Raw genomic sequence first — 17237 nt, forward strand, 5'->3', positions numbered from 1 at the left:
CGGCCGTACGGGGCACCTCGACGTCCGGAGGCGGGACTACGCCGCCTTCGCCTTGGTGGCGTACATGTCCACGTACTCCTGCCCGGAGAGCCGCATCACCTCGGCCATCACCGAGTCCGTCACCGCCCGCAGCACATACCGGTCGCGGTCCATCCCGTCGTACCGCGAGAACTCCATCGCCTCGCCGAAGCGCACCGTCACCCGGCCCGGGCGCGGGAAGCCCGCGCCGCCCGGCTGGATCTTGTCGGTGCCGATCATCGCGAACGGCACCACCGGCGCCCCGGTCATCAGGGTCAGCCGCGCGATGCCCGTACGGCCCCGGTACAGCCGGCCGTCGGGGGAGCGGGTGCCCTCCGGGTAGATCGAGAAGATCTTGCCCTCCTCCAGGACACGGCGGCCCGTCATCAGCGCCGCCACACCACCGCGGCCGCCGTCCCGGTCCACCGGGATCATGCCGACGCTGGTGAAGAACCAGGCCATCGCCCGGCCCTTGAGGCCCTTGCCCGTCACGTACTCGTCCTTGCCGATGAAGTAGACCGGACGGTCCAGGCAGATCGGCATGATCATCGAGTCGATGAAGGTCAGGTGGTTGCCGGCGAGGATCACGGGACCGGTCCCGGGGATGTTCTCGGCGCCCTCCACGCGGGGGCGGAACATCAGGCGCATGACCGGCCCGAGCACTGCCTTGATGATCGCATGACGGGACAACGGTTCCTCCGGTGGGAAGCGGGTCGGCCGAGCGGGCGGACCGACGGTTGCAGCTGGCGACGATACTCGCGGGTCACCCTCACGCGCACATCGGGTTCATCGAGTGGATACGCAGTGTTGACGTGTGTTTCCGCCATGTTCCGCCGAGGTCTGCCGCCCGTAGGGGCCCGCTGCCTAGCGTCGGGGACAACAGTTGACAGGTGCGGGACATCACACCGCGGCACACAGGAGGATCCCTCATGACCCAGGGCGAACGCCGGACCCCGGCACGGCGGACGGTTCTCGGAGCGGCGGGCGCCACCGTCCTCGGCGCCTCCCCGGCCCTCGCCGCCACCGGCACCGCACAGGCCGGCGCCCCGGACGGCACGCCCGGCCGCGGCCACGGCTACCGCTCCCTCCCCGTCCCCACCGTCATCGGCCACCGGGGCGCCAGCGGCTACCGGCCCGAGCACACCCTCGGCTCCTACCGCCACGCCCTCGACCTCGGCGCCCACGTCGTCGAGCAGGACCTCGTCCCCACCCGCGACGGACACCTGGTCTGCCGCCACGAGAACGACATCACCGGCACCACCGACGTCGCCGACCACCCCGAGTTCGCCTCCCGCAAGACCACCAAGACCGTCGACGGCACCTCGCTCACCGGCTGGTTCACCGAGGACTTCACGCTCGGCGAGCTCAAGACCCTGCGGGCCAAGGAGCGCATCCCCGGCACCCGCCAGGAGAACACCCTCTACGACGGCCGCTGGACGGTCCCCACCTTCGAGGAGGTCCTGATCTGGGCCGAGGAGGAGGGCCGCCGCCGGGGCCGCGAGATCTGGCTCCACGTCGAGACCAAGCACCCCAGCTACTTCCGCTCCCTCGGCCTCGGCCTGGAGGAGCGCCTCGCGAAGCTGCTGCGCCGGTACGGACGCCACCGCGCGAACTCCCCGGTCTTCCTCCAGTCCTTCGAGCCCAGCAGCATCCAGCGCCTGGCGAAGCTGGTGGACGCCCCGGGCGTCGTCCTGCTCTCCGGCGCGAGCAGCCGCCCCTGGGACTTCGTCGAGGCCGGGGACCCGCGCACGGTCGCCGACCTGGTCACCCCCGAGGGCCTGCGCTGGATCGCCTCGTACGCGCAGGGCGTCGGCCCCACGCTCGACCTGGTCATCCCGAAGGACGCGAGCGGCCGGCTCGGCACCCCGACCACCCTGGTCCGCGACGCGCACGCCGAGGGGCTGATCCTCCACCCGTACACGCACCGCAACGAGAACGCCTTCCTGCCCGCGGACTTCCGCAAGGGCACGGACCCGACGGCGTACGGCGACGCCTTCGGCGCCCTCAAGCGGTACCTGGAGACGGGGATCGACGGCATCTTCTCCGACAACCCGGACACCGCCCTGCTCGCCGCCGCGGACCTCGCCGCCCGCGGCTGACCCGACTGTCCGACTGATCCGAAGGAGGGGGACGTACGGCTCGTACGCCCCCCTCCCGGGTGGTTTACGCCCCGCACCGCAACCACGGCCGCGCACCCCGGCATCGTGCCGGACATGACCACCCCCGAGACCACCCCCAAGGTCGCCCCCGAGACCGCCCCCGCGGCCGCCCCCGCGGCGGAAGACCGCTCCAACGGCCTCCTCGCCGCCCTCGCCCCGCTGCTCTCCGCCGAGTCCGACGCCGAGGCACCGGCCGCCGGCGTCGACCCGGGCGACCTCGAACAGGCCGTCTGGCTCCGCCTCCTGGAGCAGCTCCAGGAGACCGGCACCGCCCCCGAGAGGCCCGCCGAATGGCTGCGCCGGGCCGTCCGCGCGGAGGCGCGCCGCGCCCGCAGGACCCACGACCGCGAACGCCCCTACCGGGAGGAACCCGTTGACGCACCGGGCGGCGCCGAGCCCCACGGCTCCCCGGAGCACTCCCTGCTGGTCGCCGAGGGCCGCCGCACCCTGCGCGCCGCCGTCACCAGGACACCCGGCCGCTGCCCGAAGGTGCTGACCGCGATGCTCGACCCGGAGGACCCCACCTACCGGGAAATCGCAGGAGAGTTGGGTATCTCACAGGGCAGTCTGGGGCCGATGCGTTCCCGATGCCTGGGATGCCTGCGCAGAATGCTGGCTGCAGAGGTTCCCGCCCCCGGTCGACGGGGAAGGGTGCGGTAAACCGATGATCGACCAGATGAGCGGGAGGCGTGCACACATGGGCCTGAGTGTGACCATCTCAGCAGCGGAACCGCAGGACGCGGAGCACATCCTGAAGCTGCAGTACCTCTGCTACCAGAGCGAGGCGGAGCTCTACGGGGACTGGTCCATCGAACCGCTCACCCAGTCGCTCGACGCCCTGCGCGCCGAACTCGACGAGGGGTACGGGCTCGTGGCCCGGCTCGGCGACGAGGTCGTCGCCTCCGTGCGGGCCCGCATCGACGAGGACGGCACCGTGCGGATCGCCAAGCTCATCGTCCATCCGCGCATGCAGCGGCACGGTCTCGGCGGCCGCCTCCTCGACGGCATCGAGCGCCACTTCGCCCCGGAAGCCGAGGAGACGGCGTCCGCCAAGCGCTTCCAGCTCTTCACCGGCCACCGCAGCGAGGGCAATCTCCGCCTCTACCGCAGCAAGGGGTACGCGCAGGTCGGCACCCGCGAGCTCGGACCGAAGCTCACCCTGGTGACCCTGGAGAAGGCCGCCTAGGCGGCCTTGGCCGCCCGCCGCAGCCACCAGATTCCGGTCAGCGGCAGCAGCACCGGAATGAAGACGTAGCCGTAGCCGAAGTCCGACCAGACCGTCGCGTCCGGGAAGGCGGACGGATCGACCAGCGTCCAGGTCCCCACGATCAGCACGCCCGTGAGCTCGGCGGCGCAGCACACCAGCGCCGCCCTGCGGGCCTTCTCCCCACCGCGTACCAGCGTGTACGTGATGAAGACGTAGACGACCGCGGCCACCGCCGACAGGCTGTACGCGAGCGGGGCACGGTCGAACTCGGTGGCGATCTGGTAGATCGAGCGGGAGACGGCGCCGACCGACATGACGCCGTACAGCCAGACGAGCAGCATGCCCGGCCCCGTGACGAGACGGGCCTTTCCCTGGGCCTCGGTCGCGGTCATGATCAGCCCACCGTCCAGATGTCGTAGAGACGCACTTCGAGCACGGCCAGGACGACCGCGCCGGCCGCCACCGTCGCCGAACCCCACCGGCTGCGCTCCGCGAGCGACATGAAACCGGCGATGGGCACCGCGCACAGCGCACCGAGCAGATAGGCGACGAAGATCGTCGTGCCCTCCTCCGCCTTCTCGCCGCGCGCCAGCTGCACGATGCCGACGATCAGCTGGACCAGGACCAGGAAGGTCACCACGGCCATGCCGATGAAGTGCCAGTCCTTGGTCGGCTGATCACGGAAGGCGGCGAAGCCGCACCAGGCGGCGAGGGCGAGCGCGGCCACGGAGACCGCGACCGTCAGGGCGTCAAGCATGCGCCCGAGGGTATTACGGTCCGAATGGCCCGATGCGCGCGCCCCCCGGCTCGCCGGGGAAGGCCGGGGCCCCGCCGGCCGCGTGGCCTTGGCCACACCCCGTACCCGATCACCCTCCCCGCGGAGACCGGGCCGGGGGTCGGATCCCTCCAGGCCACGCACGCAAGGACGAGCCGACGGCCGGATCCGGCGCGTCCGCATGGCGTCTCAACGGCGTCCGCTATTCGGACAGCTCCCTTCCCTTCGCAGCTGCGCATGTTTTACTTGCAGACATGACCACGACGAGCAGCCGCACCCTTGCGACCGAGGCGAACACGACGCCCGGTGCTCGTTGTATGTGTCGAATGTGCGCCAACTGAGGGCCCCCGCCTGAGCCTCGCGCCCCGAAGCGAGACCCCGACGGCCGAGCCGATCCGACCGCCATCCGGCGCCGGACCGTGCCTGCCCCGCGCACCGCTGCCGCCCGGCCACCAGCCGGAACAGCCTCCCCGTGCGCCTGACTGTCCGAAATGACGAATGCCCCGTGCACGACGGACCCCGCGTCGCGCACTCGACAGTGACGGAAACCCCTGTGATCACCACTTCGGGCCTGACCAAGGTCTACGAGTCGCGCGGCCGGCAGGTCACCGCTCTGGACGGCGTCGACCTCCACGTCCGCGAGGGCGAGGTGTTCGGCGTGATCGGCCAGAGCGGCGCCGGCAAGTCCTCGCTCATCCGCTGCGTCAACCTCCTGGAGCGCCCCACCTCCGGCACCGTGACCGTCGACGGCGTCGACCTCACCGCCCTCGCCGGGAAGGGCCGCCGCGCGGGCAAGGACCTGCGACGGGCGCGCAGCAGCATCGGCATGGTCTTCCAGCACTTCAACCTGCTGTCCTCCCGCACGGTCAAGGACAACATCGAGCTCCCCCTGGAGATCCTCGGCGTCTCCGGCGCCGAGCGCTCCCGCCGCGCCCTGGAACTCCTCGACCTCGTCGGCCTCGCCGACAAGGCCAAGGCCTACCCGGGCCAGCTCTCCGGCGGCCAGAAGCAGCGCGTCGGCATCGCCCGCGCCCTCGCCGGCAAGCCCAAGGTCCTCCTCTCCGACGAGGCCACCAGCGCCCTCGACCCGGAGACCACCCGCTCCATCCTCCAGCTCCTGCGCGACCTCAACCAGCAGCTCGGCCTCACCGTCCTGCTCATCACGCACGAGATGGACGTCGTCAAGACGATCTGCGACTCCGCCGCCCTGATGCAGCACGGCCGCGTCGTCGAGTCCGGCACCGTCGGCGAACTGCTCGCCACCCCCGGCTCCCAGCTGGCGGCAGAGCTGTTCCCGGTCAGCGGCGCCCCCACGGGCCCCGACCGCACCGTCGTGGACGTCACCTTCCACGGCGAGGCCGCGACCCAGCCGGTGATCTCCCAGCTCTCCCGCACGTACAACATCGACATCTCGATCCTCGGGGCGGCGATGGACACCGTCGGCGGGAAGCAGATCGGCCGGATGCGGATCGAACTGCCCGGACGGTACGAGGAGAACGTCGTCCCGGTCGGCTTCCTGCGCGAGCAGGGCCTCCAGGTCGAACTCGTGGAAGACGACGAACAGCAGCCGGCCGCCGCGCCCGTGCTGGTGAAGGAAGGTGCCAAGTGACCTGGTCGGAGATGCAGCCCCTCTTGGAGCAGGGCACCGTCGACACCCTCTACATGGTCCTGTGGGCCACCGTCGTCACCGTCGTCGGCGGCCTGCCGCTCGGCATCCTCCTCGTCCTCACGGACAAGGGCGGACTGCTGCAGAACCGGCCGGTGAACAAGGTCGTCGGTGCGATCGTGAACGTTGGGCGTTCGCTGCCGTTCATCATCCTGCTGATCGCCCTGATCCCCTTCACGACCTTCGTCGTCGGCACCTTCATCGGCCCGACCGCGATGATCGTGCCGCTCGCCATCGGCGCCATCCCCTTCTTCGCGCGCCTCGTCGAGACCGCGATCCGCGAGGTCGACCACGGACTCGTCGAAGCCGTCCAGGCCATGGGCGGCGGCATCCCCACCATCGTCCGCAAGGTGCTGCTCCCGCAGGCCCTGCCCTCGCTGGTCTCGGCCGTCACCACCACCGTGATCGTGCTCATCGGGTACTCCGCGATGGCCGGCGCGGTCGGCGGCGAAGGCCTCGGCTCCAAGGCCGTCACCTACGGATACCAGCGCTTCGACACCACCTTCATGCTGGTCACCGTCGTCGTCCTGGTCGCCGTCGTGACCGTCGTCCAGCTCATCGGCGACGGAGTCGTCCGACTCCTCGCCCGCCGGGGCCGTACCGCGTAACAGCCCCGGGCCACCCCAAGACTTCGTTTTCGAAGAACAGCCCGGACTTGTTGTCCAGGCGTCCACCGCTCCACCGGAAAGAGGCACTCTTCGTGCGTAAGAACATCAAGCTCGCCGCCGGTATCGCCGCCACCGCCGCCCTGGCCCTCGGCCTCACCGCCTGCGGCACGTCCTCGGACCCGTCCTCCTCCAAGGACGCGGCCGGCTCCGCCGACAAGCCGCTCGTCGTCGCCGCGTCCCCGACGCCGCACGCCGACATCCTCAACTTCGTCAAGGACAACCTGGCCGAGAAGGCAGGCCTGAAGCTGGAGGTGAAGGAGTTCACGGACTACGTCCTGCCGAACACCGCCACCGAGACCGGCCAGGTCGACGCCAACTTCTTCCAGCACAAGCCGTACCTCGACGACTTCAACAAGAAGAACAACACGCACATCGTCCCGGTGGTCAACGTCCACCTGGAGCCGCTGGGCCTCTACTCCAAGAGCCTCAAGTCGGTGAAGGACATCAAGGCCGGCCAGACCGTCGCCGTCCCGAACGACACCACCAACGAGGGCCGCGCGCTCCACCTCCTCGCCGAGAACGGCCTCATCACCCTCAAGGACGGTGTCGGCACCGACGCCAAGCTCTCCGACATCACCGACAAGAAGGGCCTGGAGTTCAAGGAGCTGGAGGCCGCCACCGTGCCCCGCGCCCTGAACGACGTCGACGCCGCCGTGATCAACGGCAACTACGCCATCGAGGCCAAGCTCTCCCCGTCGAAGGACGCCCTCGTCCTGGAGAAGGCGGAGGGCAACCCGTACGCCAACTTCCTCGCCGTCAAGGAGGGCAACGAGAAGGACGCCCGCGTGCGGAAGCTCGCCGAGCTCCTCAACTCGCCCGAGGTGAAGAAGTACATCGAGGACACCTACAAGGGCTCGGTCATCCCGGCCTTCGGCGCCGCCCAGTAAGGTCCGCCGACCGGCATCCGCGTCCGAGGGACCGTCAGACCGGTTTCGCCGTACAGTCCTTGTGGCGAAGGCCCCCCGCATCCCGTCCGGTGCGCGGGGGCCTTCGTCGCCCCCTCCCCACACCCGACCCGGCCATGCGCACCGGCGGTCGCATGCTGCATGCTGTGCGTTCACGGTCGATTCGGACGGTCCACGGCATGGAGCTGCGCATGACTACCACCTTTCCGGACATCTCCATCAACACGGACCGGTTGGTGCTGCGCGCGCTCGAAGAGGCGGACGCCCCCGCCCTCGCCGAGATGATGAACGACGAGATGGTCGCCGCCTGGACGGCCGTGCCCCAGCCCTACACCGAGGACGCGGCACGCGGCTGGATCACCGAGTACGCCCCCACCGAACGCTCCGCGGGCCGGGGCCTCGACCTCGCCGTCACCGAGTTCCTGACCCAGCGTCTGGTCGGCATCGTCCAGCTGAGCAACACCAACTGGCGGGTCCGCTCCACCGAGATGTCCTACATCATCGCCCCCTGGGCCCGCGGCGAGGGCTACGCCTCCGAAGCCGCGCTCGCCACCGCCCAGTGGCTCTTCGGCGACCAGAAGTTCGAACGCCTGGAACTGCGCACCGCCGCCGACAACACCGCCTCCCAGCAGGTCGCCCAGAAGATCGGCTGCATCAGCGAGGGCGTCCTCCGCAACGCCTGCATAGCCCGCACCCGCACCGAGGACGGCACCTGGGCCGAACTGCGCACCGACTTCATCGTCTGGGGCCTCCTCCCCGAGGACCTCGACGGCGTCGCCGACCAGATGGCCGAGGCCGGCTACTCCTCCTACACCGACTGGAGCTGAGCCCCCGGAGCGATACCGGGGTACGCTCGGCACGCCCCCGACCTGCGACAACACCACAGGGAGACAGACGACGATGGCCGACCGCGTCACGGTGATCGGCTGGGACGGCTCGCCCCTCACCGCGGCGGCCAGGTCCGCGCTCTCCGCCGCCACCCTGGTGGCCGGCGCCGCCCACCACCTGGCGCTGCCCGAGGTGCCGCCCGGAGCCGAACGCATCCGCCTGGGCAGCGTCGACCTCGCCGCCCGCCGCATCGCGACGCACCGCGGCACCGCCGTCGTCCTCGCCGACGGCGACCCCGGCTTCTTCGGCGTCGTCCGCACCCTGCGCGCCCCCGAGCACGGCCTGGAGGTCGAGGTCGTCCCCGCCGTCTCCTCCGTCGCCGCCGCCTTCGCGCGCGCCGGCATGCCCTGGGAGGACGCCCGGATCGTCGTCGCCCACCAGCGCACCCTCCGCCGCGCCGTCAACGTCTGCCGCGCCCACCCCAAGGTCGCCGTCCTCACCTCCCCGGGCGCCGGACCCGCCGAACTCGCCCTCCTCCTCGAAGGCGTCCACCGCACCTTCGTCGTCTGCGAGGAGCTCGGCACCGACCGCGAACAGGTCTCCGTCCTCACCTCCGACAAGGCCGCCGACCACACCTGGCGCGACCCGAACGTCGTGCTCGTCATCGGCGGCGCGGTCGGCGGCACCCCCACCACCCCCTGGCTGATGGGCCAGGACCCGGCCGCCCGCACGGTCCGCGGCTGGGGACTTCCCACCGAGGAGTACGACTCCGAGGGCGAAGGCCCGGGAACCGGCCGGGCCCGCCCCGGCGAAGGCGCGGACCCCGCCCTCCGAGCCGCCCAACTGGCCCGTCTCGGGCCCCGCACCGGCGACCTCGTCTGGGACATCGGCTGCGCCGGCGGCGCCTTCTCCGTGGAGGCGGCCCGCTTCGGCGCCGCCGTCATCGCCGTGGACACCGACCCGGCCGCCTGCGCCCGCACCGAACGGGCCGCCCGCCGCCACGGAGTGCCCCTCCAGACCGTCCAGGGCCGCGCCCCGCACGTCCTGGAGAGCCTGCCCGAGCCCGACGTCGTACGGATCGCGGCCGGCGGCGTCCCGGTCGTCACCGCCTGCACCGACCGGCGACCGGAACGCATCGTCGCCCACGCCTCCACCCGCGACGAGGCCGAGGCGATCGGCGCCGCCCTCGCCGACGGCGGCTACGCCGTCGAGAGCCTCCTCCTCCAGACCGTCGGACTCGACCCGGACGACTGGTCGGAACGCGAGCGTTCGGTCGTGTTCCTGCTGTCCGGACGCAGGATCGACCGAGCCCCGTGACCCGGCCGCCCCGTCGGGGCAGGGTAGGCTGGCCGATTGTTGTACCGCACCGGGACGTTCGGCACTCTGTTCGTCAATGTCCCGAATTGGTGGCCGCTTTGTGCCATCGATGTGGTACCTGACAAGGGGGGACCGCGCGACGTGGCGCAGTCCACAGCGCACCGTGGCAATTCTCCCTGCCACGATGGCCGAGGGCCGCGACAATGTGTGGGTGTCCGCGTGCTTCGTGCCGCGCGGCGCGCGCGCTCGTTCTTGTCGGCGGGCGCAGGTCTGAAGGAGCACAAGCGATGGGCGAGGGGTACGCATGACGGACACCGGCCAGGTCCCGGGCGAGGGGCTGCCGGAGAACGCAGGCATGGTAGAGCAGCCGGGCATCCCCGCTCCGGGCGCGTACACCTTCCTGGACCCCTCCGAGCACACCACCGAGGACGACGACCTGCTCCTGATGCCGGGCGCCCAGGGCGCCTGGAGCGAGCACCCGCCGGGCGTCGTGCCCGCGCCGCCGGTCGCCGTACCGCCGCCGGCACCCGTGGTTCCGAACCAGGGCGTGCCGCACGCCGCCGTCCAGGAGGCCCCGGTCCCGATGGGCGACCCGCTCACCGACCCGCTGCCGGACCCGCTCACGGGCCCGCTCCCCGACGGGGTCGCGCTGGCCGACGTGCTGACGGCCCCGCAGGGCCAGACCCCGCCGCAGGGCGTGCCGCTGGGAACCCCTGCGCACGGCGTGCCGGTCGTCACCGACCACGGCTACGAGCCGGGCATCCTCGACACCGGCGCGCACGAGGCGGCCGGCCGCGACTCCGGCTCCGTCGACCTCGGCGGCGTCCGCGTGCCCCCGCCCGCGGCGGCCGTGACGCCGCCTCCGCCGCGGCGCCCGCTGCACATGGGCCCGCCGGTGCCCGACGCCACCGGTGGCGTCGTGCTCTCCCTCGCCGACCGCGGCCCGGCCGCCGCCCCGGCACCGGCCCCGCAGCCCGTACCCGCCCCCGAGCCGGTCGTGGCGACGACCCCCGCGCCGATGCCGGTGCGGAACCCGGGCCCGCCGACCACCGGCCCCGAGTACTTCGAGATCGCGCAGGACCAGCAGCTCGCCCCGCAGGGCGCCGAGCCGTGGGTCGCGCAGCCGCAGGAGCCGGTGACGCCCGCAGAAACGGTCGTCCCGCCGGTGGCCCAGTTCGTCCAGGTCGAGGGCTCGGTCCCGACGACCCCGCACCTGGCCCCGGTCCCGGCGCCGGAGGCGCCCCAGGCCGCCGAGCCGACGCCGGTCGCCGAGCCGGCGGAGCCCATCGAGCCGCAGGAGACCCCCGAGGCCCCCGAGGCCGTCGTGGAGCCGGCCCCCGAGCCCGTCCCGGCCCCCGTCGAAGCCGGCCCCGAAGCCACTGTCCCCGCCCCGCGCGAGGCCGAGGCGGCCGTCCCGGTCGAGGCGGCCGAGCCGCAGGTGGCCGAAGCCGCCGTCGAGGCCCCGGCCGGGCCCGCGCAGCCGATCGAGGAGCCGGCGCAGGCCGAGGCCGTCGAGGCAGCGCCCGTCGAGGTCGCGCCGGTCGAGGTCGCGCCTGCAGAGGCCGTCCCGGTCGAGGTCGCGCCCGTCGAGGTCCAGGCGGAGGTCGCCCCCGAGGCCGCGCAGCCGGTCGAGGAGCGGGTGGTCCCGGCCGAGGCCGTCGAGGTCGCGCCCGTGGAGGCCCCGGCCGAGCCGGTCGTGGAGCCCGTGGCCGAGGTCGTACCGGAGGCAGCCGCCCCGGAAGAGCCGGCGACCGCGGAGATCCCCGCCGAGGCCCCCGCCCAGCCCCAGGCCGAAGCGCCGGTGGAGGCCGTGGCCGAGGAGATCCCGGTGGTGGCCGAGGAGCCCGAGGCGGCACCGGTCGAGACGGCCCCCGAGGCCGAGTCGGAACCGCAGGCCCAGACGGAGGCTCAGCCGGAGACCGAGGCGGACACTCAGGCACAGCCGGAGGTCGAGGTCCAGGAACCGTCGGAGATCGAGGCGGAGACCCGCCCGGCCGCCCCGGCCCCGGGATACGACGACGCCGAGCGCGAGGCGGTCCTGCGCGTGATGCGCGAGCGCCGCGACATCCGCAACGGCTTCCGCAGCGACCCGATCCCGCACGAGGTGCTCCTCCGCGTCCTCGAAGCGGCCCACACGGCACCCAGCGTCGGCCACTCGCAGCCCTGGGACTTCGTGGTCATCCGTTCCGCCGAGACCCGGCAGACGATGCACGAGCTGGCCCAGCGTCAGCGCGAGGCCTACGCCAAGTCGCTGCCGAAGGCCCGGGCGAAGCAGTTCAAGGAACTGAAGATCGAGGCCATCCTCGACACCCCGGTGAACATCGTCGTGACCGCCGACCCCACCCGGGGCGGCCGCCACACGCTCGGCCGCTACACGCAGCCGCAGATGGCCCCGTACTCCTCCGCGCTCGCCGTGGAGAACCTCTGGCTCGCGGCCCGCGCCGAAGGCCTCGGCGTCGGCTGGGTCAGCTTCTTCGACGAGCGCGAGATGGTCCGTGCCCTCGGACTTCCCGAGCACCTCGAAGTGGTGGCGTACCTCTGCGTGGGATACGTCGACGAGTTCCCGGACGAGCCCGAGCTGATGCAGGCGGGCTGGTCGAAGCGCCGCCCGCTGGCCTGGGTGGTCCACGAGGAGACCTACGGCCGCCGCGCCCTGCCGGGCGAGGAGCCGCACGACCTCCTCCAGGAGACCGTGGCGAACATCCGCCCGCTGGACGCGAAGGCGCTCGGCGAGGCGTGGGAGCGCCAGAAGCGGATGACGAAGCCCGCCGGGGCCCTGGGCATGCTGGAGATCATCTCCGCCCAGCTCTCGGGTCTCTCCCGCGTCTGCCCGCCCCCGATCCCGGAGCCGGCGGCCGTGGCGATCTTTGCCGGCGACCACGGTGTCCACGCCCAGGGCGTCACCCCGTGGCCGCAGGAGGTCACGGGCCAGATGGTGGCCAACTTCCTCGGCGGGGGAGCGGTCTGCAACGCCTTCGCGAACCAGGTGGGCGCCGAGGTCTGCGTCATCGACGTGGGAGTGGCGTCGGAACTCCCGGCCACCCCGGGCCTCCTGCCCCGCAAGGTCCGCCCGGGAACGGGCGACTTCACCACGGGCCTCGCGATGACCCGCGAAGAGGTGCTGGCCGCGATCGAGGTGGGCATCGAAACGGCCCGCGACCTCGTGGCAGCCGGCAACAAGGCGCTGCTCACGGGCGAGATGGGCATCGCGAACACCACGGCGTCGGCCGCCCTGATCTCGGTCTACACCGGGGTGGACGCGGCCGAGGTCACGGGCCGGGGCACGGGCATCAACGACGAGACGCACGCCCGCAAGGTGGACGTGGTCCGTCGCGCCCTCGACCTGCACAAGCCGGACCCGGCGGACCCGATCGGCGTCCTGTCGGCGATCGGCGGCCTGGAGCACGCGGCCCTCGTGGGTCTGATCCTGGGCGCGGCGTCGCTCCGGACCCCGGTCATCCTGGACGGCGTGTCCACGGGTGCGGCGGCCCTCGTCGCCCGCGCCATCGCTCCCGAGTCGCTCGCGGCGTGCATCGCGGGCCACCGCAGCGCCGAGCCGGGCCACGTGGCCGCGCTCAACAAGCTGGGCCTGCGCCCGCTCGTGGACCTGGACCTCCGCCTGGGCGAGGGCACCGGTGCCCTCCTGGCCCTCCCGCTGGTCCAGAGCGCGGCACGCGCGATGCACGAGGTGGCCACGTTCGACTCGGCGGGAGTCACCGAGAAGTAGGACCACGGCGCGTCCCCCACCCACGCACGGAAGCGGGGGACGCGCGGGAACCGGGTTCGGGACGTAAAGCGTGATGTGTGGCCCGTAGGGGCCTGAAGCCCTCAGGCCCCCGCGGGCGCCGCACATCATGCAGTCCCGAACCCGGTTCCGGAGCGTCCCCCACGTCACGGACGCACCGGCGGGACATCCGTCACACCGTGCCAACCCCAGGTCACAGATATCGTGACCGTGCACGCCCCGTGCACGAGCCGCTCCACCGCCGCAGCGGCACCCTCGCCCGCACCGCCACGCTCTCCGAGGAGCCGCTCACCCATGGCAGAGAACGCCGAGCACCCCGCCTACCCCGTCGGACTGCGCCTCGCAGGCCGCCGCGTCGTCGTCCTCGGCGGTGGCCAGGTGGCCCAGCGCCGACTCCCGGCGCTGATCGCCGCGGGCGCGGCCGTCACCCTCATCTCGCCCTCCGCGACCCCGTCCGTGGACGCGATGGCGGAGACGGGCGAGATCACCTGGATCAAGCGCAGGTACGAGGAGGGCGACCTGGCGGACGCCTGGTACGCCCTGGTGGCGACCACGGACCCGGCGGCGAACGCCGCGGCCTCGGCAGAGGCCGAGCGGACCCGGACCTGGTGCGTACGGGCGGACGACGCCGAAGCGGCCACCGCCTGGACCCCGGCGACGGGCCGCGACGCGGGAGTGACGGTCGCGGTGCTCACGGGCCACGACCCCCGCCGCTCGGCAGCCGTACGGGACGCGATCGTCGAGGGCCTCCGCGACGGTTCGATCGCCGCGCCCGCGCACCGCGCCCGTACCCCCTTCGTCGCCCTGGTGGGCGGCGGCCCCGGCGACCCGGACCTGATCACCGTCCGGGGCCGCAGGCTCCTCGCGGAGGCGGACGTGGTCATCGCGGACCGGCTCGGCCCCCGGGACCTCCTGGACGAGCTGCCGCCGCACGTCGAGGTGATCGACGCGGCGAAGATCCCGTACGGCCGTTTCATGGCCCAGGAGGCCATCAACAACGCACTGATCGAGCACGCGAAGCAGGGGAAGTCGGTGGTCCGCCTCAAGGGCGGCGACCCCTTCGTCTTCGGCCGGGGCATGGAGGAAGCGCAGGCCCTGGCGGCCGAGGGCATCGCCTGCACGGTGGTCCCGGGCATCTCCAGCTCGATCTCGGTCCCGGGAGCGGCCGGCATCCCGGTGACGCACCGCGGGGTGGCGCACGAGTTCACGGTGGTCAGCGGCCACGTGGCCCCGGACGACCCGCGCTCGCTGGTCGACTGGGCGTCGCTGGCGAAGCTCACGGGCACGCTCGTGATCCTCATGGGAGTGGACAAGATCGGAAAGATCGCCGAGGCGCTGATCGCCCACGGCAAGAGCCCGGACACCCCGTTGGCCCTGGTCCAGGAGGGCACGACGGCGACGCAGCGCCGGGTGGACGCGACGCTGGCGACGGTCGCGGAGACGGTCAGGGCGGAGGAGGTCCGCCCGCCGGCGGTCATCGTGATCGGCGACGTGGTGACCGAGAGCCCGGACAAGCTGACGAAGTAACACCACCCGACCCGTCCCACGCACGGCGGGTCCACCCCGCCCCACGCATTGGCACCACACCCCGGACAAGGCAGTATCACCTCGTGGCCGAACTCATCACGATCGACGACCCCGACGACCCGCGCCTGCGCGACTACACCGGCCTGACCGACGTCGAGCTGCGCCGCAGGCGCGAGCCGGCCGAGGGCCTGTTCATCGCGGAGGGCGAGAAGGTCATCCGCCGTGCGAAGCAGGCCGGTTACGAGATGCGGTCGATGCTGCTCTCCGCCAAGTGGGTGGACGTCATGCGGGACGTCATCGACGAGGTCCCGGCGCCGGTGTACGCGATCCAGCCGGACCTCGCGGAACGCGTCACCGGCTACCACGTGCACCGGGGCGCGCTCGCCTCGATGCAGCGCAAGCCCCTCCCGGAGGCGGGCGAGCTCCTCGCCGGCGCCCGCCGTGTGGTGGTCATGGAGTCGGTGAACGACCACACCAACATCGGAGCCATCTTCCGCAGCGCCGCCGCGCTCGGCATGGACGCGGTCCTGCTGTCGCCCGACTGCGCGGACCCGCTGTACCGGCGCTCGGTGAAGGTGTCGATGGGCGCGGTGTTCTCGGTGCCGTACGCCCGTCTGGACACCTGGCCCCGAGGCCTGGAGGCGGTACGGGAGGCGGGCTTCAAGCTGCTCGCGCTGACCCCGGCGGAGAAGGCGACCTCGATCGACGAGGCCGCCCCGCACCGCCTGGACCGGGTGGCGCTGATGCTCGGGGCGGAGGGCGAAGGCCTGTCGACGCAGGCCCTGCGGGCCGCGGACGAGTGGGTCCGGATCCCGATGGCCCACGGGGTCGACTCGCTCAACGTGGGCGCGGCGGCGGCGGTGGCGTTCTACGCGGTGGCGACGGGCCGCCCGGGGGCCTGACCGTCCGGGGCCGGGGCCGGTCGGAACCGGCCCTACCCCTGAAGGGCCTGGGCGGCGGCGATGCCGAGGGCCACGACGAGGGTCACGACCACGAAGACGAAGAGCCGCTGGCGCAGCAGCCGGGGGTTGGCGGGGCGGCGGCCGGTCGACGTGGACCGGGCACCGGGCCGGGTCCCGGGCCGGGACTGAGGCCCTCGCGACCCCCCGGTCCGGGGTCCCGCCGAGGGACGGGAGGAGGGCGCACGCCCCGACCCCCGCTCGGTACCGCGCTCCGGCCCACGCCCACCGGGCACGTCACGATCGGTGTACCGCTCGGTGGGCCGGACGGTGTTGCGTTCCTCGGTCCGCTCCCGCTGCACCGGCGGCCGGGAGACGGGAAGCCCCTGGGCCTCGCGCGCCGCGATCTCCTTGAGCCGCATGGACAGCTGCAGGGTGCTGGGACGGTCTTCGGGGTCCTTGGCGAGGCAGGCCCGGATCAACGGAGCGAGTGCGTCCGGCACTCCGTGGAGCTGCGGCTCCTCGTGTACGACGCGGTAGAGCATGACCTCGGAACTGCCGTGCCCGAAGGGGGAGTCGGCCATGGCCGCGTACGCCAGGGTGGCGCCGAGCGAGAAGACGTCGGTGGCCGGGGTGACGGCGGCTCCGCGCACCTGCTCGGGGGCGAGGAAGCCGGGCGATCCGACGGCGGTGCCGACATGGGTGAGGGTGCTCGCACCCGTCGCCCAGGCGATGCCGAAGTCGATGATCCGGGGCCCCTTGGGCGACAGCAGGATGTTCGACGGCTTGAGGTCGCGGTGGACGACCCCGGCCTCGTGGACGGCGACGAGGCCCTCCGAGAGCGCCGCCCCGATCGAGGCCACGTCGGCGGCGCGCAGCGCGCCCTCCTCGGCGACCCGGTCGTGCAGCGAGGGGCCGGGGACGTACTGGGTGGCGAACCAGGGGCGGTCTGCCTCCAGATCGGCGGCGACGAGCCGGGCGGTGCAGCCGCCCCGGATCCGCCGGGCGGCCGACACCTCGCGGGCGAAGCGGGACCGGAACTCCTGGTCCTCGGCCAGGTCGGGCCGGATCACCTTCAGGGCCACCCGCTGGCCGCGCCGGTCGGAGCCCAGGTATACGACGCCCATCCCGCCGGCCCCCAGCCTGCGGTGGAGCCGGAACGACCCGACGATCCGCGGATCCTCGCGCCGGAGCCGCATCATCGCCATGTCCGTCCCCTCGTCCGTTCGACGTGGCACAGCTTACGTAGTGGCGCCCGTACGCGCTCATAGGCCGCGCCCTCGCAGCGGGATCGATTGTCAGTACTGAGGGGGACACCGGGGGACAGGAGGCGGGCAGCGCGGGCCTCAACCCCCGCCCCCGGAACCCCACTTGGCGAGCCGTCCGCGATCCGGCAGGACACCCCGGAGGACGGCCTCCCGGGCAATCGGCCCCACCGGGGACCAGGGGAGCCGGGGAAGTGAGCGAAGTCACGCCGCCACGCCGTCTCCGGGCGACCCTTCCGGGAAGTCCCCGGGTTCCGG

General features: G+C 72.8%; 15 protein-coding genes. 11 read left to right on the forward strand and 4 right to left on the reverse strand.

From position 1 onward, the window contains the following. Positions 1-36 precede the first annotated feature (36 nt). A complete protein-coding gene (locus ACF07V_RS15925) occupies positions 37-708 on the reverse strand; it encodes a lysophospholipid acyltransferase family protein (RefSeq protein ID WP_392154595.1) in 672 nt (223 codons plus the stop codon). A gap of 239 nt (positions 709-947) precedes the next feature. Between ACF07V_RS15925 and ACF07V_RS15930 the strand changes: the two genes are divergently transcribed. The 3 genes from ACF07V_RS15930 (at position 948) to ACF07V_RS15940 (ending at position 3363) form a co-directional block, all read left to right on the forward strand. Continuing rightward, entirely contained in the window at positions 948-2117 is a 1170-nt protein-coding gene (locus ACF07V_RS15930) for a glycerophosphodiester phosphodiesterase (protein ID WP_392154597.1), read from the forward strand. Between the two features lie 114 nt (positions 2118-2231). Then, on the forward strand, positions 2232-2837 hold the full coding sequence (locus tag ACF07V_RS15935) for a sigma-70 family RNA polymerase sigma factor (protein WP_392154598.1): 606 nt from the start codon (positions 2232-2234) through the stop codon (positions 2835-2837). A gap of 37 nt (positions 2838-2874) precedes the next feature. Further along, positions 2875-3363, forward strand: coding sequence for a GNAT family N-acetyltransferase (locus ACF07V_RS15940; protein WP_392154599.1), 489 nt, complete (start codon positions 2875-2877; stop codon positions 3361-3363). Here ACF07V_RS15940 and ACF07V_RS15945 read toward each other — a convergent pair. After that, positions 3360-3776 carry a hypothetical protein gene (locus ACF07V_RS15945; protein ID WP_392154601.1) on the reverse strand — a complete coding sequence of 139 codons (417 nt, stop codon included), beginning with the start codon at positions 3774-3776 and terminating at the stop codon, positions 3360-3362. The genes ACF07V_RS15940 and ACF07V_RS15945 overlap by 4 nt on opposite strands. A 2-nt stretch (positions 3777-3778) precedes the next feature. Continuing rightward, positions 3779-4141 carry a hypothetical protein gene (locus ACF07V_RS15950; RefSeq protein WP_389228155.1) on the reverse strand — a complete coding sequence of 121 codons (363 nt, stop codon included), beginning with the start codon at positions 4139-4141 and terminating at the stop codon, positions 3779-3781. A gap of 571 nt (positions 4142-4712) precedes the next feature. On the opposite strand from ACF07V_RS15950, the gene ACF07V_RS15955 reads away from it, so the two are divergent. From ACF07V_RS15955 to ACF07V_RS15990, 8 genes are all read left to right on the forward strand, one after another. After that, positions 4713-5768, forward strand: coding sequence for a methionine ABC transporter ATP-binding protein (locus ACF07V_RS15955; RefSeq protein WP_392154603.1), 1056 nt, complete (start codon positions 4713-4715; stop codon positions 5766-5768). Further along, positions 5765-6433: a methionine ABC transporter permease gene (locus tag ACF07V_RS15960; protein WP_351188194.1), complete on the forward strand. Its 669-nt coding sequence runs from the start codon at positions 5765-5767 to the stop codon at positions 6431-6433. Before ACF07V_RS15955 ends, ACF07V_RS15960 begins: the two co-directional genes overlap by 4 nt. A gap of 92 nt (positions 6434-6525) precedes the next feature. Further along, entirely contained in the window at positions 6526-7380 is an 855-nt protein-coding gene (locus tag ACF07V_RS15965) for a MetQ/NlpA family ABC transporter substrate-binding protein (RefSeq protein ID WP_392154605.1), read from the forward strand. A 209-nt stretch (positions 7381-7589) separates the two neighbouring features. Beyond that, positions 7590-8225 carry a GNAT family N-acetyltransferase gene (locus ACF07V_RS15970; protein ID WP_392154607.1) on the forward strand — a complete coding sequence of 212 codons (636 nt, stop codon included), beginning with the start codon at positions 7590-7592 and terminating at the stop codon, positions 8223-8225. Positions 8226-8298: 73 nt separating this feature from the next. Next, positions 8299-9543 (forward strand): precorrin-6y C5,15-methyltransferase (decarboxylating) subunit CbiE, encoded by a 1245-nt coding sequence (gene cbiE, locus ACF07V_RS15975; protein WP_392154608.1) that lies wholly within the window; start codon positions 8299-8301, stop codon positions 9541-9543. A 304-nt stretch (positions 9544-9847) separates the two neighbouring features. Beyond that, positions 9848-13270: a nicotinate-nucleotide--dimethylbenzimidazole phosphoribosyltransferase gene (gene cobT, locus ACF07V_RS15980; protein WP_392154610.1), complete on the forward strand. Its 3423-nt coding sequence runs from the start codon at positions 9848-9850 to the stop codon at positions 13268-13270. Between the two features lie 312 nt (positions 13271-13582). Beyond that, positions 13583-14815, forward strand: coding sequence for a uroporphyrinogen-III C-methyltransferase (cobA, locus tag ACF07V_RS15985; protein ID WP_392154612.1), 1233 nt, complete (start codon positions 13583-13585; stop codon positions 14813-14815). A gap of 83 nt (positions 14816-14898) precedes the next feature. Continuing rightward, complete coding sequence (locus ACF07V_RS15990) at positions 14899-15717, forward strand: TrmH family RNA methyltransferase (RefSeq protein ID WP_392154614.1); 819 nt, start codon at positions 14899-14901, stop codon at positions 15715-15717. Positions 15718-15749: 32 nt separating this feature from the next. Here ACF07V_RS15990 and ACF07V_RS15995 read toward each other — a convergent pair whose 3' ends face one another. Further along, positions 15750-16922: a serine/threonine-protein kinase gene (locus tag ACF07V_RS15995; RefSeq protein WP_392154616.1), complete on the reverse strand. Its 1173-nt coding sequence runs from the start codon at positions 16920-16922 to the stop codon at positions 15750-15752. Between the last annotated feature and the right edge of the window lie 315 nt (positions 16923-17237).

This window comes from Streptomyces sp. NPDC015661 (genome assembly GCF_043077765.1).
Lineage (GTDB): Bacteria > Actinomycetota > Actinomycetes > Streptomycetales > Streptomycetaceae > Streptomyces.